Genomic DNA, 22,334 nt, shown 5'->3' on the forward strand with positions numbered 1-22,334 from the left:
CTATGAAAAAAACCTCATTATTTTTAAACCTAATAAGACAAACATTTCTATATATACTTATTCTTAACTCTAGTACTAATTTATTTTCACAAAACGGGTCTTCTACATGTAGCTCCTTAGAGCCTATGTGTTCTGATAATAATGGAATTAAAATTTTTGACAACGTTATTAACACACCTTCTATTGGTAGTTACGGATGTTTATTCGATAGTCCTAACCCTGCTTGGTTTTTTATTAAAGTCCAATCTACTGGTAATTTAAACTTTGAAATTATTCAAGCTACCAATTTTGACAGTAATGGAAACGTTCCTATTGGAGAAAGGGAACTTGATGTTGATTTCATTGCTTGGGGACCTTTTGATACACCTGATTCTAATTGTAACTCATTATCTCGACAATGTTTTGACCTTGGAGGAAGCCCAATTGCTTGTGTTGACAACGTTGCTTCTCCTAATTTTTATATTAATGATAATGATAACTCTAATATTATAGATTGTAGTTATAGTGGAAATACCAGAGAAAGCTTCACTATACCAAATGCACAAGCCGGTAAATTCTATATTCTTTTAGTTACTAATTATTCTGGTGAATCTGGTAAAATAAAACTTCAGCAATCCAACTTTAATCAATCTAACTCTGGAACGACTGACTGTTCCATTGTCGCTGGCGAATTAGGACCTGATCAAACTAAATGTGAAGGCGAAACGGTAACTATCACAACCACAACTAATTCTGTAAACCCTCTTGAATATTCTTGGTCTGTAGACTCTGGAAGCGGATTCAATACTATACCAGGTGAAACATCCTCTTCTTTAACTATATCTAATAATATTTCAGGAACCTATAAAGTTGAAATTACAGATACCGTAACAGGAAGTACTGGTGAAGACGAAGTAGTAATAACCTTTTTAAAGGTTCCTACAATTAACCAACCAAACAATATTTTATTTTGTGATACTGACAATGATGGTTTAAATGTTTTTGATTTACAATCAACCGTTACACCACAAATTTTAAACGGTGAAGACCCAGCTATTTTTGAAGTAGTCTATTATTTAACACAAGCTGATGCAGATGGTAATAACACTGCGAACGCTATTACTAATCCATATACCAACCCTACTCCGTTTAGTAATCAAACGATATATGCTAGAATGCATAATAAAGTAGCTCCTAATGCTTGTTATGATGTTAAAACATTCACACTTGCAGTTACAGGATTACCAACTCCAAAACAACCGTTGCCATACGATGTGTGTGATGATACTGTTTCTGGAAGTGATACCGATGGAATATTCAATAATTTTATCTTAAATAGCAAAGACTCTGAAATTCTTGATGCTTTAGATCCAAACTTATACGAAGTATCCTATCACACCTCATTATCAGGAGCTCAAACTGATAAAAACACCGATGTTATAGATAAAAACGCACCTTACACAAACACATCTGTAAATTCACAAAGAGTGTTTGTTAGGGTTGAAAATAAGAATAATCCTGCATGTAATGACGTTACTAGATTTTTAGACTTAGTTGTAAATCCTTTGCCAATTATAGCAAACCCAATAGTTACATTAAAGCAATGTGATACTGACGCAGATTTAAACACAACCATAAACCTTACTTTAGCAGAAATTAGCATTTCAAATAACTCTGCTAATGAAACTTTTAAATATTACCCTTCTCTATTAGATGCTAATAACGACACTAATGAAATTACTAATACAACAGCACACCCTGTAACTCATGGAGATAAATTTTGGGCTCGTACAATTTCTAACAAAGGATGTTACCGTGTATCTGAAATAAATATTATTGTTGGTTTCGCCGCAGATATTACTTATAATCGTCAGTTTGAAGAATGTGATGATTTCTTAGATAGTGACGGAAATAAAACTACAAACAATAATGATACCGATGGTATTACAAATTTTGATATAAGTGATGTACCTACGGAGGTAAAAAACCTTTTTCCTATTGCTAACAGACCTAATTTAGATGTTTTAATCTTTGAAACCATAGCTGATAGAGACGCGGTTCAAAATCAAATTACAAACCTTACTAATTATAGGAACAAGAACGTTCCTGCTACTACTCCACAATCATTATACATTAAGGTTATAGATAAAACAAATAATGATTGCCAAGGAATAGGTGATTTTACTATTTGGGCGCAACAACCTCCTATTGCTAATACAGTTTCTCCAATTGAACAATGTGATGATTTTGATAGCGGTGCTTATGATGACGGAATAAATATTAATTTAGATTTAAGAAGTAAAGCAACTAGTATTTTAGGAACGCAAAATTCTGCGGATTATACCGTGACTTTCCATACTTCTTCAAATGATGCAAACACAGGTAATAATCCCATAGCTAATGATGATAGTTATACAAATCAAACAAGAGATAAAGAAACCATTTATGTTAGAGTAGTTAATAATACTACTGGTTGCTTTAATGATCATACTTCTTTTGATATCATAATTAATCCGCTACCAATAATTACTAAACCAATACCAAATATTGAGGTATGTGATGATGGTTCAGACGGAAGTTCAATTAATGGACTTGCTCAGAATATTGATTTATCACAAAGAGATGTTGATGTGTTAGACGGAAGAGACCCTAACATGTATAGTGTAACTTACCATAGAACAAGGCAAAACGCTATTGATGGAACATTTCCTTTATCAAAAAACAATTACGCTAACAATCCTACGTACTCAACACCTCCTCCAGCAGGATCTGGTATAGATGCTCCTCATACAGAAGTTCTTTGGATAAGCGTACTTAACACGACTACTCAATGTAGGTACGGTTTAGCTACTATAACTATAGTTACCTATCCTGAACCTATTCTTCCTATAAATATTACTGATTATACCAATTGTGATAATACTAACGATTCTTCTAACGATGATACAAACGGAATTAACGGAGATATTACATTAAGTGCTAAAATTCCTGAAATACTAGTTAATTATCCAACATCTGAACACAGTAACTTTACAGTAACTTTTCATGAAACCCTCACTGATGCTCAAACTGGAGATAATCCGTTAAATGAAAATCAATATGAAAATACAACAACCAACCAAACTATTTATGTTAGGGTTCAAAACAAGAAAACAACATGTATAAATGATGATTTAAGCTTTAATATTGTTATAAACCCATTACCTGATTTTACGGTTAATACACCTGTTATTGTTTGTTTAGGTGAACAAGTAAGGTTAGAAGCTTTAAATCCAGCAGCAACCTATACGTATAAATGGTATAAAAACGGTGATCCTACTAATGTTAGAAGTACCGATATTTTTTATGATGTTGCCGAAGCTGGCGATTATTATGTAGTTGCTACAACTACCAATGGCACTAATTGTGAAAGAAGAAGAGATATACATGTCGACCCTTCTGAAAAACCTACTATAAACACTGATGATATTGTTATAGTTGATGACACAAATAACAGTAGACTAGACAATTATTCTATTACTATAATTACAGAAAATAACAATCTTGGTATTGGAAATTACGAATTCTCTCTAATTGATGAATATGAAAATCAAACACCTTTCCAAGATGAAGCTGTTTTTGAAAATATAAAAGGAGGGATTTATACAATTGTTATTCAAGATAAAAATGGTTGCCAACCAAATGCAACTATTGATGTTTCAGTAATCGAATACCCTAAATTTATAACTCCTAATGGCGATGGAGATAATGATACTTGGAGAATAAAAGGTGCTAACTCTAACTTTTTTCCATCAAGCAGTATTTATATTTTTGATCGTCATGGTAAAGTAGTAGGAACATTTCCTATAGATGGAGAAGGATGGAACGGAATTTATAACAGTAAACCTCTCCCTTCATCTGATTACTGGTTTAAAATTCAATTAGTAGACAGAAAAGGAAAACTACACCAACATCAAGGTCATTTCTCTTTGATAAGAAAATAAGTTTTAAGCTAATTTGGAAAAACGAATAACATTAATGTTATTCGTTTTTTTGTAAATTAGCTTTCAATCAAATTAACTAGCTATGAATAAGTTAACATGTATAATTCTTCTATTTTTTTCTCTTATGTGTTTCTCCCAAGGAGAAACCAATAATTGGTACTTTGGTTATAAATCTGCACTTAATTTTCAGGATTATACTCCTCAAGAGCTAAATAATAGTAAAATGTTTACTAAAAATGGCTGTAGTACAATTTCAGATGATAATGGTAATCTATTATTTTATTCTAATGGTTTTTCCATATATAATAAAAATGGAGAGTTTATGGACGATGCTTTTCCTACTGCAGGTTATCCTCTATTTTCACAGAACTCAATATTTATCCCTCATCCTGAAAATAATGACATAATCTACCTTTTTACAACTACAAAACAAATTAATAATCCTTTTTTTTCAATTGAACCTGGTTTTTACTATACCATTATAAGTAAAAGATTAAACGGAGGCAATGGAGGTGTTATTTCCTCTAATAATCTATTAACAAGTAACTCCGCTGAAAAAATTTCTGCTGTTCATCATGCTAACGGTAAGGATATATGGATAATTACTAATTACAAAAGCGATGATTCAAAGTTTTACAATAAATTCTTTTGTATCAAACTAAACTCAACAGGTCTTTCAACTCCAATAATTTCTAACACAATACACGATAATATATCAGATGCAAGAGGAGCTTTAAAATTTTCACCAAATGGTAAAAAACTTATTTCTGCTAATTATTCTCAAGGTGTACATTTATATGATTTTAATAATGAAACTGGCGAAGTTACTAATGGCGAATATTTAAAGACTGCTATAGGTGACAATAGCTTCATCGATGATGATAAAGATAAAGGTCATATAAAACCATATTCAGTTGAATTTTCAAATGATTCTGAATTTGTATATTACACAGGTAATAACCAAGGTGTAAATTACATATTTCAAAAAAAAATAAAAAAAACCTTTGAACCAACTAAAACAATAATAATCAATAATAAGCTTGGTGATTTTTCATCTTTACAATTAGCAAAAAATGGTAAAATATATGTAACAAACTTTACAGAAAATAATCAAACTAATACCCTTTCAGAAATAATATCTCCAGAAAAATTAGGTTCAGATTGCGAGTTTTCTTCAGAAAAAACAACTCTGAACTACAACTATGTTTCAATTGGTCTTCCGAATTTTATTCAATCTTATTTTAGGACGAGAATTGTAACAAATGATGTTTGTCTTAATAATAAAGCGGAGTTTTCTATCGATTCCTACTCCGACATAACCCCTCTTTTTTGGGATTTTGGGGATGGTAACCAAAGTAATGAAATTACTCCTTCTCACAAATATAACTCACCTGGAAAATATTTAGTTAAAGTTGAGGCGTCAATTAAAGATAAAATCATAACTCTATATAAAGAGATTATTGTTTTTCCTCTTCCAGAATTAAAAGAAAATCAAAAACTAACCCAATGTGATGTTAATAATGACGGTGTAGATTATTTTAACTTATTCACAATTTCTAATAAAATTTCTAATGCTAATAGTCGAGAATTTAACTATTTATTTTATGAAACATTAAAGGACGCTGAATTAGATAGTAATAGAATTCAAAAACCTGAATCTTACACAAGCAAATCGAATCCTCAAACTATTTATATAAGAGTTATTAACTCCCGAAATTGCTATTCTATTAGTAACTTTAAAATAGAGTCTAACTATTTTAATTCTACTAAAATATCTTCTTTAACCATGTGTGAAAATTCTAACGATATTTTAAACGACGGATTAGCTTTATTTAATCTTAAACAAAAAAAAGAAGAGATTAGACTCTATCTAAATCTGCCTGAATCTTATTTAATTTCATTTTACCAAACACTTGAAAATGCACAAACAAAAAAAAATAAACTTAATAATTCTTTTATCTCTAGTAGCACAAAGATTTGGGTTAGAATTGACAATTCTGATGAATGTAGCGGAATTGAATCTTTTGATTTAATTGTCAATTCTCCAAAGATAAACTTAAAAGATAATTATACTATTTGTATAAACCCTTCCAGTCACCCTCCAATTACATTAACAGCTGAATCTTCAAACGATCATTTTGAATGGAAAGACGAAAACAACAAGGTTTTAAGTACTAATAATAATTACACATTAACAAGAGAAGGGAATTTTTCCTTAACAGTTTACAAAACACTTAACGGAATAGAATGTTCAAACTCCAAAAGTTTTACTGTTAATTACCCTCCTCCTGCAAAAGTTGAATCTGTAGATGTAAATGTTGTAAATGAATTAGAAAACACTGTGTCAATCAACATTGATGGTAATAGTAATTATGAATATTCTTTAGATAATATAAATTTTACAGGAAACGGAACATCACATTCCTTCGCAAATGTTCAACCAGGAATCGCTACTATTTATATCAAAGACCTTAATAAATGCGAACCTTCAATTACAACATCCGCTAGCATTATTGGTTTTCCTAAATTTTTAACTCCAAATAATGATGGAGTTAACGATTTATGGAAAGTTTACGGTGTTAGTTCAACTTTTTTTAAGCAAATAGACATTAAGGTTTTTAATAGGTTCGGTAAAATAATTTATTTTTTAAACGACACCAATGCAGAAATTGGGTGGGATGGCTCTTTAAACGGTAAACTTTTACCTTCTAACGATTATTGGTTCCATGCTAAACTAAAAGATCTCAACAATAACATTATTGATAAAAAAGGACATTTTACTTTAAAAAGAGACTAAACTACTTCTGAATAAAAAAAATCTATCCGTATTTTTGTTTTTATGGATTTTCAATTAGAATCAGAATTTAAACCAACAGGAGACCAACCTCAAGCTATCAACCAACTAGCTAACGCTATTATAGAAGGAGAAAAGTTTCAAACTTTACTAGGAGTTACCGGTTCTGGTAAAACCTTTTCGGTTGCCAATGTAGTTGCTCAGGTAAATAGACCTACCTTGGTTTTAGCGCATAACAAAACCTTGGCAGCTCAGTTATATTCAGAGTTTAAACAGTTTTTCCCGAATAATGCGGTGGAATATTTTGTTTCCTATTACGATTACTATCAACCCGAAGCTTACATTCCTGTTACAGGAACGTATATTGAAAAAGATTTATCAATCAACGATGAAATTGAACGCTTACGAATTAGCACCTCTTCTTCCCTACTTTCTGGTCGTAGAGATGTATTGGTGGTTGCTTCGGTTTCTTGTTTGTACGGTATTGGAAATCCTACAGAGTTTAAAAAGAATGTTATTACGATTGAAGTTGAACAACAAATTTCTCGTACTAAATTTTTACATCAACTCGTTACGAGTTTGTACGCTCGCACCGAAACCGAAATAAAAAGCGGAACCTTTAAAGTAAAAGGAGATACGGTTACTATTTATCCGTCTTATGGAGAAAATGGATATCGCATTCATTTTTTTGGTGATGAAATTGAAGAAATTGAAACGTTTGATATTGAAAGTAATCAGGTTCTTGACCGTTTAGACAGATTAAATATTTATCCTGCAAATTTGTTTGTTACCTCTCCTGATGTATTACAAAATGCCATACATCAAATTCAGGATGATATGGTAAAACAAGTCGATTATTTTAAAGAAATCGGAAAACATTTAGAAGCAAAACGCTTACAAGAACGTACTGAATTCGATTTAGAAATGATTCGTGAATTAGGCTATTGCTCTGGAATCGAAAACTATTCTCGTTATTTAGATGGTCGTGAAGCGGGAACTAGACCTTTCTGTTTGTTAGACTATTTTCCTGATAATTATTTAATGGTTATTGATGAAAGCCATGTAACCGTACCTCAAGTACATGCCATGTATGGTGGGGACAGAAGTAGAAAAGAGAATTTGGTAGAATACGGATTCCGTTTACCTGCTGCGATGGACAACCGTCCGTTAAAATTTGAAGAATTCGAAGCGTTGCAAAACCAGGTGATTTACGTATCTGCAACTCCTGCTGATTATGAGTTACAAAAAACCGAAGGTTTATTTGTTGAACAGGTAATTCGACCTACTGGATTGTTAGATCCAGAAATTGAAGTCCGCCCAAGTTTAAATCAAATTGATGATTTAATTGAAGAAATTCAAATCCGTGTGGAAAAAGACGAGCGTACCTTGGTTACCACTTTAACTAAACGAATGGCAGAAGAATTGGCTAAATATTTAACTCGAATTCAAGTGCGTTGTCGCTATATTCATTCGGATGTTGACACTCTAGAACGTGTAGAAATTATGCAAGACTTGCGTAAAGGTTTATTTGATGTATTGATTGGAGTAAATTTACTTCGTGAAGGTCTTGATTTACCTGAAGTATCGTTAGTTGCTATTTTAGATGCCGATAAAGAAGGTTTTTTACGTTCGCACCGATCGTTAACACAAACCGTTGGTAGAGCAGCTCGTAACGTAAATGGTAAAGCTATTATGTATGCTGACAAAATTACCAACAGTATGCAACTTACCATAGATGAAACCACTCGCAGACGCGAAAAACAAATTAATTACAATACCGCAAACGGAATTACTCCAACACAAATCAATAAAAAGATAGACAATACCTTATCTAAATCGGCAATTACCTCATATCATTACGATAATGCAACACAAAAAGCTGCTGAACAAGATTTAGAGTACTTACCAAAAACAGAAATAGAAAAACGCATACGCGACAAACGCAAACAAATGGAAGAAGCTGCCAAAGCGTTAGATTTTATGGCTGCTGCGCAATTACGTGATGAGATTGAAGTTTTAAAAGAAAAATTGTAACTTAAAAAATTTGGTTTGATTCTTAAGTTTTAAAAAGTTAACTTCGCTATCGGACGATATCAGTTCATTAAAACGACGGATATCTTAACCGTTGTAGCACATTTGAAAAAAACCACACTCTACATTTGTAGAAATCAAATTTTATTCTACATTTGTAGAGTAAATAAAGTTAAACACCTTATTGGTGTTTTTTTATTTCTATAACCAAGAAAAAATTTAACATCAATCAAATTATGAAAAGAATTCTACCATTAGCAGTTGCTTTGATAATATCTAGCTGTAATACTCAAAAAGAAGAAAACCAAATACAAACTAAAAATGATATAATAGAAAACTTTATCGAATTAGTGGAAAGTGATGTTAAAGATGATAACATTGACGGTAGTTTTTCTTTCGCAATAATTCATAAAGATTCGATTCTAGCATTGAAATCATACGGAAATGCTGATAATAACACAATTTTTAGAATTGGTTCAATATCTAAATCATTTGCTGGATTTTTAATGTTGCAACTTCAACAAGAGGGAATACTCGATATAAATGACCCTGTTGAAAAATATTTACCAGAAATTAAATCATTAGTTGACTACGATAAGTATTCGCCTATTACATTAAAACAATTAGCAACTCATACTTCAGGATTAGATAGGGAATCGAGAAGTCGAGATGAAAATGTACGTTTTGGAAAAATCGATGAATGGGAAAATAACCTAATTAAAGCCATTTCTGAAACCTCATTTCGCTCAAAACCTGGAGAAAGATTTGGATATTCAAACGTTGGGTTTGCTATTTTAGGTTTAACACTTTCGAAAGCCGCTGACAAACCTTATATCGAGTTGGTTCAAGAAAAGATTTTCAGACCTTTAAAAATGAACAATACTTATTTTCAAGTTCCAGAAGACCAAAAAGAAAATTTAGCAAATGGAATGGCAGGCGGACCAACTGCAGAACTTAATTTCGAAAGACCGAAAAATGAACATAAAGAAGTTGGATACAGAATACCTAATGGTGGTATTTACTCAACACCAAGCGATATGATTAAATTTATGAAAGCTTGTATGGGATATTACGATTTATTGAACGAAAACAATATTACATTATTACAAACAACGCAAACACCAACAACAAGGTTAAGGTCTAATTACAGTTTTGGCTTCGATTTATATTCAGACCAAGGAATAAATACAGTTGGACACGCAGGTTCCAATGCTGGATATACAGCTCATTTCGAGTATGAAAAAGATAGCGAATATGGAGTAATTCTAATGCGAAATTATAATTTTGGTAATACGAATTTAGATTTGAGGTCAAATTCACTACTTCGGAAATTAAGCATCGGAGAATAAAAACTTGCTACAACAACGTGTAAGCCCAATAACGGCTGAATTTCTCAATCGGAAATTCAACACGTTTTTGCTATCTTTTGTGCGTCAACGGAAAATAATCGCGCATTTTCCCGTTACTGACGCTTACACAAAACCGATAGCGAAACATTTATTAAACACAACAAAAAACTCCTCAGTAAATGAGGAGTTTTTTGTTGTCATGTTCCTGAATTCTCAGGAATGACATATTCTCTATTTAAAAAACGAATCTACAAACTCGTGTTTATTAAAAACCTGTAAATCGTCAATTCCTTCACCAACACCAATATATTTTACAGGAATTTGAAACTGGTCAGAAATACCGATAACTACTCCACCTTTTGCTGTTCCGTCTAATTTGGTTACAGCTAATGAGGTTACTTCGGTTGCTTTGGTAAATTGTTTTGCTTGTTCAAAAGCATTTTGTCCTGTAGAACCATCTAATACTAACAATACATCATGCGGTGCATCAGGAATTACTTTTTGCATTACACGTTTAATTTTTGTTAACTCATTCATTAAATTAACTTTATTATGCAAACGACCTGCGGTATCAATAATAATAACATCAGCATCTTGGTTAACTCCCGACTGTACGGTGTCAAATGCCACAGATGCAGGGTCTGACCCCATTTCTTGTCTTATAATAGGAACATCTGTTCTATCTGCCCAAACTTGTAGTTGATCAATCGCTGCTGCTCTAAAGGTATCTGCAGCTCCTAACACTACTTTTAATCCTTGTTTTTTAAATTGCGAAGCTAACTTACCAATCGTGGTTGTTTTTCCAACTCCATTTACTCCCACAACCATTAATACATAAGGTTTCTTGTTTTCAGGAACAGTAAACTCTGTTTCATCACCTGTATTCGTTTCTGATAGTAAGCCAGCTATTTCTTCCCTAAGAATTTGATTTAGTTCATCAGTTCCTAAATACTTATCTCGAGCAACGCGTTCTTCTATTCTCTCAATAATTTTTAACGTAGTATCTACTCCAACATCAGACGATACTAGTACTTCTTCTAAATTATCAAGTACATCGTCATCAACTTTTGCTTTACCCGCTACTGCTTTTGATAATTTTGAGAAAAAACTGGTTTTGGTTTTTTCTAAACCTTTATCTAAGGTTTCTTTTTTCTCTTTTGAAAAGATTTTTTTAAAAAAACTCATGTATACTTTTTATAATCGTTTGGTATACGTTAAAAATTGTACCACTTTTTAAATGCGGTCATAATGTCATTTTAACGATTACATCTCGCGTTAGGGTTTGCAGCTAGCTACCGTGTAGCACAAAAACCCTACCCGAAGGGTAACGCCCAAAAATACAGTTTTTTAACACATAAAAAAAGCTACTTCCGTTAGAAAGTAGCTTTTCTTTAAACTGTATACAAGAATTACTTTTTTGCTAAAAAGTCATTTACTTGTGTAGGATCCATAATAGCTTCAACAAATGTATAAGCTCCTGATTTTGGAGACTTTACCATTTTGATAGCTTTGGTTAATCTTTTCGAACCTGTTTGTAACGATGCTACTGATTTCTTTGCCATTTTATATAAAATTTACGCCGTAGCTTATTATTTAATTTCTTTATGAACTGTCATCTTCTTTAAGATTGGATTAAATTTCTTTAATTCCATTCTATCAGGAGTATTTTTTTTATTCTTAGTTGTAATATAACGAGAAGTTCCTGGTTGCCCAGTAGCTTTATGCTCAGTACATTCTAAAATTACTTGAACTCTGTTTCCTTTTTTTGCCATCTCTCTAAAATTTTATCTAAGTAAGGAATTATTTAGTTAAGAAACCTTTAGCTCTTGCTTCTTTAATAACAGCAGAGATTCCTTTTTTATTAATATTTTTTAATGCAGAAGCAGATACTTTTAAAGTTACCCATTTATCTTCTTCTGGAATATAAAAACGCTTAGTCATTAAATTAGCGTTAAATCTTCTTTTAGTTCTATTTAAAGCGTGAGATACATTGTTACCTACCATCGCTTTTTTACCTGTTAATTCACAAACTCTAGACATCTTCTTGACAGTTTTTAGTGTTATTTCTAAACGAGGTGCAAATTTATGCATTTTAATTTATTGCACAAAAATATTCTCGATTAAATTTTAAATTATTTTAATCCGTTCAAAACTTAGGTTCAGCATCTAACCTATTTGGAAGCGTAACGGCGGCAAAAATACTAATTATTTTAATAAAACAGCTTGTAAAATTTCTAAAGATTTTGTCACTGTTCTATTGATTACTTTTTCCCTAGGCTGTCCAAAATTAAAGTCATACACCTCTACTCCTTCTTTACTGGCAATCGCAATATATACCAAGCCCACACTCTTGTCGTTATGATCGGTAGTAGGACCTGCATTTCCTGTTACTGCAATTGCGTAATCAGACTGTAGTTTTTCTAAACATCCTTTAGCCATTTCTTTCGCAACTTCTTTACTTACCACCGTGAATTGACTAATTGCTTCTTTCGAAACTCCCAATAACTGTTCTTTTAACATTGCTGTATAGGTAATAAATCCACCAATGAAATAACTAGAAGCCCCTGGAACAGACACTAAGGTTGAAGCTATTTTCCCTCCCGTTAAACTTTCAGCTACTGCTAATGTTTTTCCTTGTTGACGTAACAACTCCCCTACTTTCTTTTCTAAAGAAGTCTCTTCTTCGTAACCAACAATAATATCTGGTATTAATTCATGAAGTATCGATAATTGTTTTAACAACTCAACTTCTAACACTTTTTTATCAGTTCCTTTGGCTGTTAAACGCAAACGAACTTTACCAAATGATGGTAAATAAGCTAACTTTATAAACTTTGGTAAATTTTCTTCCCAAACAGCTATTCGTTCTGCAATAACACTTTCACCTGTACCAACTGTTAACACTGTTTTGTGCATAATAAAAGGTAATTGAAATTGTTCTTGAAGCTTAGGTAATACTTCATACTTCATCAATCCTTTCATTTCATACGGAACTCCAGGTAAGGAAACAAAAACCGTATCACTTTCATAAAACCACATTCCTGGTGCGGTTCCTAAACGGTTCATTAATAAAGTAGCTTTAGAAGGTAACTGCGCCTGATATCGTTGTACTTCATTAAAAGGATGATTTACTTTTTTAAATAGATATTTAATATTATCAATCACTTCTGGATATTCTATAATTTCATCATCCTTAAAATATTCAGCGATTGTTTTTTTAGTGATATCGTCTTTGGTTGGACCTAAACCTCCCGTAATAATTACAATATCCGCTCTACTTTCTGCTTCTTTTAACGCATTTAAGATATGCTGCTTTTCATCTTGAATAGAAGTTATCTGATAAACAGATACTCCTATTTTATTTAATTCAATGGCAATCCATTGCGAATTGGTATCTACAATTTGACCGATAAGAATTTCATCTCCTATGGTGATTATTTCTGCGTTCATATTTTTGAAAAAAGAATCCCGCCTAAGCGGGATATTTTATTTTACTTTAATTTGAAAAGCTTGTTTTCCTTCTATAATTCCTGTTAATATATCTTCTTCAGCTACTTTACCAACTCCAGCAGGTGTGCCTGTAAAAATGATATCTCCTTTTTTTAAGGTAAAATATTGTGATACATAACTTACCAATTCATCTATCTTCCACAACATACTTGAGGTGTTTCCATCTTGCACCACCACATCATTCTTTTGCAACTGAAAAGATAAATTTTCTAAATCGAATTCTTCCTTCGGATAAAACTCCCCCACTATTGCACTTCCGTCAAAAGCTTTGGCTTTTTCCCAAGGTAATCCTTTCTCTTTACATTGTGCTTGTACATCACGTGCAGTAAAATCAATTCCCAAACCAATAGTATCGTAATATTTATGGGCAAATTTTGGAGAAATATGTTTTCCTACTTTATTTATCTTTACCAATACCTCAACTTCATAATGTACATCATTTGAAAAAGGTGGAATAAAAAAAGGCATTTTCTTTGGAAGAATAGCTGAATCTGGTTTTAAAAACACCACTGGATTTTCTGGCTTTTCATTAGCTAATTCTTCTATATGTTTCGCGTAATTGCGACCGATACAAATTATTTTCATTCTATAAAATAAGACGTCATTGCGAACAAAGTGAAGCAATCTTTAAGAAGAGATTACTTCGTCATTCTTCCTCGCAATGATTAAGTTAATTTTAAGGTATCCAAGTTTTTGGGAAGTTAGGCTTACGTTTTTCTAAGAAAGCATCACGACCTTCTTTCGCTTCATCAGTCATATACGCTAAACGAGTAACTTCTCCTGCAAATACTTGCTGACCTACCATTCCATCATCAGTTAAGTTCATTGCAAACTTTAACATTTTAATTGATGTAGGGGATTTAGCTAATATTTCTTGTGCCCAATCAAAAGCTGTTTGTTCTAATTCATCATGAGGAATTACAGCATTTACCATTCCCATTTCATAGGCTTCTTGTGCAGAGTAATTTCTTCCTAAAAAGAAAATTTCTCTAGCCTTCTTCTGCCCCACCATTTTAGCTAAATATGCCGAACCATATCCTGCATCAAACGAAGTTACATCAGCATCGGTTTGCTTAAAAATAGCATGTTCTTTACTTGCCAAGGTTAAATCGCAAGTTACGTGTAAACTGTGTCCGCCACCAACTGCCCAACCTGGAACTACACAAATTACTGCTTTTGGCATAAAACGTATTAAACGCTGTACTTCTAAAATATTTAAACGGTGATATCCATCATCTCCAACATATCCTTGATGACCACGTGCATTTTGATCACCTCCTGAACAAAAACTCCAAACACCATCTTTCGTTGATGGTCCTTCTGCGGATAATAAAACAACTCCAATATTGGTGTCTTCATGCGCATCGTGAAAAGCATCTAACAACTCAGACGTAGTTTTTGGTCGAAACGCATTACGCACATTTGGCCTATTAAATGCTATTCTTGCAACATTATGTGATTTTTTATAAGTAATATCTTCATATTCTTTAGCAACTTTCCAGTCTGGTTGTATCATAATTTTAAAATATTGTCGTTATTTAGTTGTACAAAAATAACACAATAACTTTATTTTTCTTTTCTATATTTGAATGATATAATTTATCCCTAATATGAAACACGCATTTTTATTATTCACCATATTTATTAGCACAAGTCTTTTTTCGCAAAAAGTAATCACACAAAAAGTAAACTCAAAAGAGTTTAAAGACGGAAGAAATGTAAAAATCTACATTCCTGAAGGTTATGACACAGACGAAACCACAAACTATCCTTTAGCAATTGTTTTAGGTGATGAGTATCTTTTCGATTTATATGTTGGGAATGCAAAACTATTTGCTAATGTTGACAAAGCTCCAAGACAAATAGCGGTAGGAATAGACATGAAGGAAACTTATGGTAACGATATTTCTATAATTCCTGCAAACAACGCGTTAACAAGTTCTGCTGTTCATTTTTACAACTTTATAAAACATGAATTGATTCCTTTTATGGAAGGTAATTTTAGAACTTCTCCTTTTATGACTATTGCTGGTGAAGGTAAAGCTGCAAATTTTATAACACATTATTTAAAAGACCAAGAACCTATTTTTAACTCATTTATTTGTATTACACCTGAATTTCCCCAATTTGCTCCTAATATTATTGAATCGTATTCATTAGGAAGATTAGCGTCAATTGATAATTCTTATTTTATTTATTTAAGTAACAATGACAAATTTATCGACTCTAAGCAAGCTGATAGATTCAATCAAATTGGAACATATTTATCTTCTTTTGATGGGAAAAATCTTCATTTCACCCAAGATAAATTTCAAAACGCTCCTAGTTACTTATCAATTATTGGAGAAACTATTCCAAGAGCATTTACAAAAATGTTTGCTTTGTATTCAAAAATCACCAAAGAAGAATTTGAAGCTAACGTAAAAGATTTAGCTCCTTTAGACGCTATTAAATATGTAGAGAAAAAATACTTAGATATTCAATATTTATACGGTTCAAACCTAAATGTTCGTTTAGATGATATTTTTGCTATTGAAGATATCGTCATTGATAGACAAGATGGAGATTACCTTAGAGTATTCGGTGATTTTGTTATGATAAAATACCCAGACTCTCACATGGGAGATTATTACGTAGGTATGTATTACGAATTGGGAAAAGATTATGAAAAAGCAGATTTTTACTACAAAGCAGCTTATGGAAAAATGGATCCGTCCAATCCTAATGCCGATGCTTTTTACGAAAACATAAAACGTGTAAACGATTTAATGGGAAGTAAAAAGAAAGATAGTAACGAAGAAATTATTGAGGAACAAGAAGAAGATAAAGAATAGGTTATTTTAACACTATTCTATCTTCTTGCAATTCTATCTTTTTACTTTTATACAAACTGCCAATAGCTCTCTTGAATGCTTTTTTACTCATTTGCAAGTGAAATTTTATAGATTCTGGAGAGCTTTTATCTGTCAATAGTAAAAAACCTTTTTCTTCAAGTTTTTGTAAAACTTTATCTACATCAGTATCAATAACATTTTTAAAACCTTGTGGACGTAACGATACATCAATCTTTTCATCTTCACGAATCTTTTTTACATATCCTACAGTTCGCATTCCTTCTTCAACATCACTAAAAACTTCGTTGTTATACAATAAACCTTCATACGCTTCATTAATTAAAACTGTATATCCTAAAGCTGTTTGTACACCAATTACCAACTCTACCTTATCACCTTCTTGTAATTCCATTCTATAAATTTTTAAAATAGTTCTTTAAAACTACGTCATTTATTTCTTTCGGAGTAAAAACCTCCATTATTTTTGGTTGATTTGATTCTGTATAAAATCCTTTCAACTCTTTGTTTAGCTCTGCTAAATTAGTAACAGAAACATAGTTAAAACCATACATTTTCGCTAAATGTTCTGCAGTTAGGTTATGCGGAGTTTCAAAATAATCTGTCGCATTTGTGGTTGACGGACCAGGAATAAACCTAAAAATTCCTCCACCTGCATTATTCAATATAATAATTCTAAAATTATTCGGAATATTAGTATTCCACAATGCATTACTATCGTAGAAGAAACTTAAATCTCCTGTAATAAACACCGTTGGTTTTTCATCAGCAAAAGCAGCACCAACTGCTGTACTTGTACTACCATCTATCCCACTTGTTCCTCTGTTACAAAATACCCGAAAAGTAGCATTTACATCAAATAATTGAGAATAACGAATGGTTGAACTATTGCTAATCTGCAATTGAGAGTCACTTGGAATACTCTCTAAAACCATTTCAAATACTTTTAAATCAGAATATTCACAATTTTGTAAAAACATCTTGTGTTTATCCCCTCTTTTATTCTTTTCTTCTAGCCATTTTTGTTGATAATCGCTAACTGTTTTCTCGTTTGAATCCTGTAAACTTGATAAAAATTTAACCGGATTCATTTGCACAAATTCTAATAAGCAATGATACGTATCCATAGCGCTTAACTCATCTAAGTGCCAATGATGTTTAGGCGGTGATTTTCTAAGTAATTGTTTTATTTTTTTTGAAATCACCATCCCTCCTAAAGTCAATAACACCTCAGGTTTAAACACTTCAAATTGCTCTAGTGACAATGGAAAAATCACCTTATCAATACTATTGATAAATTTTGGATGGTATAGATTTGAAGTCGTTTCTGTTAACACAATTACCGATTCATCTTCAGTAAATTGTGATAAGACTTCTTGTAATTCAACATCAGGGAAATTACTTCCTACTAAAATCATTTTTCTAGTTGAAGAATTCCAAATAGAAGTTAGTTTTTCTATATATACAGATTGCTTTGCTTCGCTCGCAATGACGTCTGTTAAATCAAAAGGCTTTAGTTTATCTACCGTTTCATATAAAGGTTCATCAAAAGGAACATTGACATGAACTGGACCTTTTTTATTGATTGAAGTTTGTAATGCTTCTGCTAACAACTCCGAATTGTTTTGTAACTGATTTTCTTCTTCAATTAAATTAGCTGAAAAAAGGATGTGATTTTCAAACACATTTTCTTGACGAATGGTTTGTCCGTCACCAATATCTATCAAGTGTTTTGGTCTATCTGCAGAAATTACCACTAATGGGATTTTACTGTAAAAAGCTTCAGCAATTGCTGGATAATAATTCAACAATGCTGAACCAGAAGAACACACAATTACTACTGGTTTTCTTTTTTGCTGCGCGATACCTAACGCAAAAAAAGCTGCACAACGCTCATCTACAACACTTAATGTTTCTATCTCTGGATGATTTGAAAAACCAATGGTAAGCGGTGCATTTCTTGATCCTGGAGAAATAACAACTGTATCAATAGCGTATTGATGACAACCTGAAATGACTAATTGTGCTAATTCTTTTTTTGGATACATATCTGTAAGCTAAAAAATGTCATCTCGAAAAGCGAAATGACATTTTATATTTAAAATCAACTACGTTGATTAGTTTCCTTTTTTATAATCTGCTAAGAATTTCTCTAAACCGATATCTGTTAATGGGTGCTTTAACAATCCTGAAATTGCACTTAAAGGTCCTGTCATCACATCAGCTCCAATTTTAGCACAATCTATAATATGCATAGTATGACGCACAGAAGCTGCTAAAATTTCAGTATCGAACATATAATTATCATAAATCGTACGAATTTCTTCGATTAAATGTAACCCATCTGTAGAAACGTCATCTAAACGGCCAATAAATGGCGACACGTACGTTGCTCCTGCTTTTGCCGCTAATAATGCTTGACCAGCAGAGAACACTAATGTTACGTTTGTTTTAATTCCTTTATCAGAAAAATATTTACACGCTTTAATTCCGTCAGCAATCATAGGTAATTTTACCACAATTTGCGGATGTAATGCAGCTAATGCTTCACCTTCTTTAATCATTCCATCAAAATCAGTAGCAATTACTTCGGCAGAAACATCTCCATCAACAATTTCACAAATTGCCTTATAGTGGTTAATGATATTATTTTCTCCCGTAATTCCTTCTTTTGCCATTAATGATGGATTTGTTGTTACTCCATCTAAAATACCTAAAGCTTGGGCTTCTCTAATTTGATCTAAGTTAGCTGTATCAATAAAAAATTTCATAATATATAGTGTAAAATTGTGTTCAAAATAAACAAATAGCTTGTATTATCTGTAACGTTGCGAATTTACAACTTATAATGATTCATTAAGAGTTTTTCGTAAACTTTATCAGGTAAAATTCTTTTTAATACTATTGAAAACTTCTCCATAAATCCGCCAACTTTGTAGTGAATTTTAGGGGTTTTATTTCCTATTATTTGATGGATTGCCTTTGCCATGATTATTGGATCTGCACCTGAATCAACATGAGTATCCATCAATGCTAAGTTTTCAGCATATTTCTCTTTATATGCTGAATTTTCAAAAACTGGTGTATGATATCTTCCAGCAGCAATATTCGTAGCAAAATCACCCGGAGCAACATTTACAACATTAATTCCAAACTGTTTTACCTCCATACTCAATGCTTCTGTAACCAACTCTAAAGCTCCTTTACTCGCAGAATAAATCCCTCTAAATGGCAACCCCATATAAGCAGCAATAGATGTTGTATTGATTATTAACCCGCCTTTTTGCTCACGCATATACGGTAACACTTCTTTAATTACATCTATCACTCCAAAAAAATTAGTATTGAAGTTTTCTTTCATTTCATCAGTTGGTGTATCTTCAATCGGACCTGTAATTCCTTTTCCAGCATTGTTTATAAGCACATCAATCTTACCAACCTTTTCTATTGCTTCTGCTATAGCAGTTCTTATGGTTTCTTGGTTTGTAACATCCAAAGCTACCATTTGAAACGGAACCTCAACCTTGTTAGGGTTTCTACTTGTACCTACTACCGCATAACCCTTATTATACAAATACATTGCTATTGATTTTCCTATTCCTGAAGAAGCTCCTGTAATAAAAACTGTTTTAGACATTCTTATAATTTTAAGCAAATATCTTAAAGTTACCCTCAATAAAAAAACTTTAAAAACTTATCTTAGCTTTTTATCTATCAAGAACAAACACTATGCTTAGAAAAACTTTTTTCGCCTCATTTTATATCACAACATTCGCTTTATTTTTTGCTGGATGCGCAAAAACTACAGCTCAAAAAACAGCTTTATTTTCAAAAAACGAACAATTTACACGTCAAGATACGCTTCGCGGATCAATCACTCAAGAAAGATCTTGGTGGGATTTAACTTATTACCACCTAAATGTATCTGTTGACCCAGACAGAAAATTTATCAAAGGAAAAAACACTGTACAATACAAGGTTTTAAAACCTCATCAAGTATTACAAATTGATTTACAACCTCCTTTAAAAATCACGAAGATTACTCAAAACAATGAAAGTTTAGAAGTTGTTTCTGAAGGAAATGCACATTTCATTCAATTAAAATCAACTCAAAAAATAGGAGAAATACATTCACTAGATGTCTATTATGAAGGAAACCCTAAAGAAGCCGTTAGAGCTCCTTGGGATGGTGGTTTTTCTTGGAAAAAAGACAACAACGGAAAGCATTTTGTAGCTACTTCTTGCCAAGGCTTAGGAGCAAGTGTTTGGTGGCCTAATAAAGATCATATGTACGACGAAGTTGATAGTATGGCTATTAGCGTTCGTGTGCCTAAAAATTTAATGGATGTTTCAAACGGTCGCCTACGAAATATTGAACAACACAACGATAATACAACCACTTATCATTGGTTTGTAGATAATCCGATTAACAACTACGGAGTAAACGTTAACATTGGAGATTATGTTCATTTTTCTGAAAAACATCAAGGGGAAGCTGGCGAATTAGACATGGACTATTACGTATTGCGAGATAATCTTGAAAAGGCAAAAGAGCAATTTAAAGATGCTCCTAAAATGATGAAAGCTTTTGAGCATTGGTTTGGTAAATACCCTTTTTACAAAGACGGATTTAAACTTGTGGAAGTTCCCTATTTAGGTATGGAGCATCAAAGTTCTGTTACTTATGGAAATCAATATAAAAATGGGTATTTAGGCAGCGATTTATCAGGTACAGGTTGGGGATTAAAATTCGATTTTATTATTATTCATGAAGCTGGTCATGAATGGTTTGCCAACAATATTACAAACGTAGACATTGCTGATATGTGGATTCATGAAAGTTTTACTGCATACTCTGAAAACTTATTTTTAGATTATTATTACGGTAAAGAAGCTTCTGCTGCTTATGTTATTGGTACACGAGCATCTATTCAGAATGACATTCCAATTATTGGAAACTATAACGTAAATAATGAAGGTTCTGGCGATATGTATTACAAAGGAGCAAACATGTTGCATACCATTCGTCAACTAGTAAATGATGATGAAAAATGGCGACAAATTTTACGTGGATTAAACACAGAGTTTTATCATAAAACAGTTACTACTCAAGAAATTGAAAACTATATTACCGAAAATTCTGGAGTTGATTTAACTAAAGTTTTTGACCAATATTTACGTACAATTAATATCCCTGAATTTGAATATCAAATTAAAAACAATACCTTAAAATACCGTTGGAACAATGTAGTAGAAGGGTTTAACATGCCTTTAAAAGTTATTATTGATGGAGAAACAGAAGTTTTACATCCATCTGAAAACTGGCAGACAAAAGAGATAAAAGGTAATAATATGGAAGTCGATGATAATTTTTATATCAATTCGAAAGCTCTATAATTTAAAACACATTAACATTCTTTAATGATTATAAAATTAGTTGAATATTTTAGTTCACATCCAAAGAAGTTATTTTTAATAGACGGAATAGGCGCTTTATTTTCTAGTTTTCTATTAGGTTTTGTCTTAGTTAAGCTAAAATATATTTTTGGAATTCCTGTCAAGACTCTTTATTTTTTAGCTAGTTTTCCTATAATATTTTCTTTGTTAGATTTTTATAGTTATCACAAAGAAAAACCCAAACAAAAACATTTACTAAAGTGGATTGCTTTTGCAAACATTTTATATTGTTGTTTATCAATTAGTATGACTTTTTACCATTATAATAATGTTACTAAATTTGGATGGATATACATTTTGATTGAAAGCATTGTTGTTTGCACTCTTTCAATCATAGAATTTAAAACATCGAAAAAAATAATATAAAAAAACTCGAATC

At 32.0% G+C, this 22,334-nt stretch carries 18 protein-coding genes; 7 read left to right on the forward strand and 11 right to left on the reverse strand.

Features of this window, described 5'->3' with window-relative positions:
* Positions 1–2 precede the first annotated feature (2 nt).
* The 4 genes from ACKTST_RS08775 (at position 3) to ACKTST_RS08790 (ending at position 10,136) form a co-directional block, all read left to right on the forward strand.
* Entirely contained in the window at positions 3–3,962 is a 3,960-nt protein-coding gene (locus tag ACKTST_RS08775; RefSeq protein WP_408047389.1) for a T9SS type B sorting domain-containing protein, read from the forward strand.
* An 82-nt stretch (positions 3,963–4,044) separates the two neighbouring features.
* On the forward strand, positions 4,045–6,759 hold the full coding sequence (locus tag ACKTST_RS08780; protein ID WP_408047390.1) for a T9SS type B sorting domain-containing protein: 2,715 nt from the start codon (positions 4,045–4,047) through the stop codon (positions 6,757–6,759).
* A 42-nt stretch (positions 6,760–6,801) separates the two neighbouring features.
* Positions 6,802–8,790: an excinuclease ABC subunit UvrB gene (uvrB, locus tag ACKTST_RS08785; protein WP_408047391.1), complete on the forward strand. Its 1,989-nt coding sequence runs from the start codon at positions 6,802–6,804 to the stop codon at positions 8,788–8,790.
* Between the two features lie 233 nt (positions 8,791–9,023).
* Complete coding sequence (locus tag ACKTST_RS08790) at positions 9,024–10,136, forward strand: serine hydrolase domain-containing protein (RefSeq protein WP_408047392.1); 1,113 nt, start codon at positions 9,024–9,026, stop codon at positions 10,134–10,136.
* 231 nt (positions 10,137–10,367) lie between these two features.
* On the opposite strand, the gene ftsY is transcribed toward ACKTST_RS08790, so the two are convergent.
* The 7 genes from ftsY to ACKTST_RS08825 all read right to left on the reverse strand — a co-directional run bounded on the left by ftsY (position 10,368) and on the right by ACKTST_RS08825 (position 15,162).
* Positions 10,368–11,321, reverse strand: a complete 954-nt coding sequence (gene ftsY / locus ACKTST_RS08795) for a signal recognition particle-docking protein FtsY (RefSeq protein WP_408047393.1) — start codon at positions 11,319–11,321, stop codon at positions 10,368–10,370.
* A 224-nt stretch (positions 11,322–11,545) separates the two neighbouring features.
* A complete protein-coding gene (locus ACKTST_RS08800) occupies positions 11,546–11,698 on the reverse strand; it encodes a DUF4295 domain-containing protein (protein ID WP_125068173.1) in 153 nt (50 codons plus the stop codon).
* A gap of 27 nt (positions 11,699–11,725) precedes the next feature.
* Complete coding sequence (gene rpmG, locus ACKTST_RS08805) at positions 11,726–11,908, reverse strand: 50S ribosomal protein L33 (RefSeq protein WP_057480125.1); 183 nt, start codon at positions 11,906–11,908, stop codon at positions 11,726–11,728.
* 28 nt (positions 11,909–11,936) lie between these two features.
* On the reverse strand, positions 11,937–12,176 hold the full coding sequence (gene rpmB / locus ACKTST_RS08810) for a 50S ribosomal protein L28 (RefSeq protein ID WP_408047648.1): 240 nt from the start codon (positions 12,174–12,176) through the stop codon (positions 11,937–11,939).
* 165 nt (positions 12,177–12,341) lie between these two features.
* The gene (locus ACKTST_RS08815; RefSeq protein ID WP_408047394.1) at positions 12,342–13,586 is read right to left on the reverse strand and encodes a competence/damage-inducible protein A; all 1,245 of its coding nucleotides are present in this window, start codon (positions 13,584–13,586) and stop codon (positions 12,342–12,344) included.
* Positions 13,587–13,622: 36 nt separating this feature from the next.
* A complete protein-coding gene (locus ACKTST_RS08820; protein WP_408047395.1) occupies positions 13,623–14,231 on the reverse strand; it encodes a fumarylacetoacetate hydrolase family protein in 609 nt (202 codons plus the stop codon).
* 91 nt (positions 14,232–14,322) lie between these two features.
* Entirely contained in the window at positions 14,323–15,162 is an 840-nt protein-coding gene (locus ACKTST_RS08825) for a 1,4-dihydroxy-2-naphthoyl-CoA synthase (protein WP_047790629.1), read from the reverse strand.
* Between the two features lie 94 nt (positions 15,163–15,256).
* On the opposite strand from ACKTST_RS08825, the gene ACKTST_RS08830 reads away from it, so the two are divergent.
* Positions 15,257–16,480, forward strand: coding sequence for an alpha/beta hydrolase-fold protein (locus ACKTST_RS08830; protein ID WP_408047396.1), 1,224 nt, complete (start codon positions 15,257–15,259; stop codon positions 16,478–16,480).
* A 1-nt stretch (position 16,481) separates the two neighbouring features.
* On the opposite strand, the gene ACKTST_RS08835 is transcribed toward ACKTST_RS08830, so the two are convergent.
* From ACKTST_RS08835 to ACKTST_RS08850, 4 genes are all read right to left on the reverse strand, one after another.
* Positions 16,482–16,892 carry a S1 RNA-binding domain-containing protein gene (locus ACKTST_RS08835; protein WP_408047397.1) on the reverse strand — a complete coding sequence of 137 codons (411 nt, stop codon included), beginning with the start codon at positions 16,890–16,892 and terminating at the stop codon, positions 16,482–16,484.
* A gap of 1 nt (position 16,893) precedes the next feature.
* The gene (gene menD / locus ACKTST_RS08840; protein ID WP_408047398.1) at positions 16,894–18,546 is read right to left on the reverse strand and encodes a 2-succinyl-5-enolpyruvyl-6-hydroxy-3-cyclohexene-1-carboxylic-acid synthase; all 1,653 of its coding nucleotides are present in this window, start codon (positions 18,544–18,546) and stop codon (positions 16,894–16,896) included.
* Positions 18,547–18,615: 69 nt separating this feature from the next.
* Positions 18,616–19,269 carry a fructose-6-phosphate aldolase gene (gene fsa / locus ACKTST_RS08845; protein ID WP_408047399.1) on the reverse strand — a complete coding sequence of 218 codons (654 nt, stop codon included), beginning with the start codon at positions 19,267–19,269 and terminating at the stop codon, positions 18,616–18,618.
* 65 nt (positions 19,270–19,334) lie between these two features.
* Positions 19,335–20,135, reverse strand: a complete 801-nt coding sequence (locus tag ACKTST_RS08850) for an SDR family oxidoreductase (RefSeq protein WP_408047400.1) — start codon at positions 20,133–20,135, stop codon at positions 19,335–19,337.
* Positions 20,136–20,227: 92 nt separating this feature from the next.
* On the opposite strand from ACKTST_RS08850, the gene ACKTST_RS08855 reads away from it, so the two are divergent.
* Entirely contained in the window at positions 20,228–21,895 is a 1,668-nt protein-coding gene (locus ACKTST_RS08855; RefSeq protein ID WP_408047401.1) for a M1 family metallopeptidase, read from the forward strand.
* A 24-nt stretch (positions 21,896–21,919) separates the two neighbouring features.
* Positions 21,920–22,321, forward strand: a complete 402-nt coding sequence (locus tag ACKTST_RS08860) for a hypothetical protein (RefSeq protein WP_408047402.1) — start codon at positions 21,920–21,922, stop codon at positions 22,319–22,321.
* The last annotated feature ends 13 nt before the right edge of the window (positions 22,322–22,334 follow it).

The organism is Tenacibaculum crassostreae (assembly GCF_964512405.1).
Classification (GTDB): Bacteria; Bacteroidota; Bacteroidia; order Flavobacteriales; family Flavobacteriaceae; genus Polaribacter; species Polaribacter crassostreae.

Coding starts and splice junctions, on each gene's coding strand:
- ACKTST_RS08775 (WP_408047389.1), top strand. CDS start 3: ATGAAAAAAACCTCATTATTTTTAAACCTAATAAGACAAACATTTCTA.
- ACKTST_RS08780 (WP_408047390.1), top strand. CDS start 4,045: ATGAATAAGTTAACATGTATAATTCTTCTATTTTTTTCTCTTATGTGT.
- uvrB (WP_408047391.1), top strand. CDS start 6,802: ATGGATTTTCAATTAGAATCAGAATTTAAACCAACAGGAGACCAACCT.
- ACKTST_RS08790 (WP_408047392.1), top strand. CDS start 9,024: ATGAAAAGAATTCTACCATTAGCAGTTGCTTTGATAATATCTAGCTGT.
- ftsY (WP_408047393.1), bottom strand. CDS start 11,321: ATGAGTTTTTTTAAAAAAATCTTTTCAAAAGAGAAAAAAGAAACCTTA.
- ACKTST_RS08800 (WP_125068173.1), bottom strand. CDS start 11,698: ATGGCAAAGAAATCAGTAGCATCGTTACAAACAGGTTCGAAAAGATTA.
- rpmG (WP_057480125.1), bottom strand. CDS start 11,908: ATGGCAAAAAAAGGAAACAGAGTTCAAGTAATTTTAGAATGTACTGAG.
- rpmB (WP_408047648.1), bottom strand. CDS start 12,176: ATGTCTAGAGTTTGTGAATTAACAGGTAAAAAAGCGATGGTAGGTAAC.
- ACKTST_RS08815 (WP_408047394.1), bottom strand. CDS start 13,586: ATGAACGCAGAAATAATCACCATAGGAGATGAAATTCTTATCGGTCAA.
- ACKTST_RS08820 (WP_408047395.1), bottom strand. CDS start 14,231: ATGAAAATAATTTGTATCGGTCGCAATTACGCGAAACATATAGAAGAA.
- ACKTST_RS08825 (WP_047790629.1), bottom strand. CDS start 15,162: ATGATACAACCAGACTGGAAAGTTGCTAAAGAATATGAAGATATTACT.
- ACKTST_RS08830 (WP_408047396.1), top strand. CDS start 15,257: ATGAAACACGCATTTTTATTATTCACCATATTTATTAGCACAAGTCTT.
- ACKTST_RS08835 (WP_408047397.1), bottom strand. CDS start 16,892: ATGGAATTACAAGAAGGTGATAAGGTAGAGTTGGTAATTGGTGTACAA.
- menD (WP_408047398.1), bottom strand. CDS start 18,546: ATGTATCCAAAAAAAGAATTAGCACAATTAGTCATTTCAGGTTGTCAT.
- fsa (WP_408047399.1), bottom strand. CDS start 19,269: ATGAAATTTTTTATTGATACAGCTAACTTAGATCAAATTAGAGAAGCC.
- ACKTST_RS08850 (WP_408047400.1), bottom strand. CDS start 20,135: ATGTCTAAAACAGTTTTTATTACAGGAGCTTCTTCAGGAATAGGAAAA.
- ACKTST_RS08855 (WP_408047401.1), top strand. CDS start 20,228: ATGCTTAGAAAAACTTTTTTCGCCTCATTTTATATCACAACATTCGCT.
- ACKTST_RS08860 (WP_408047402.1), top strand. CDS start 21,920: ATGATTATAAAATTAGTTGAATATTTTAGTTCACATCCAAAGAAGTTA.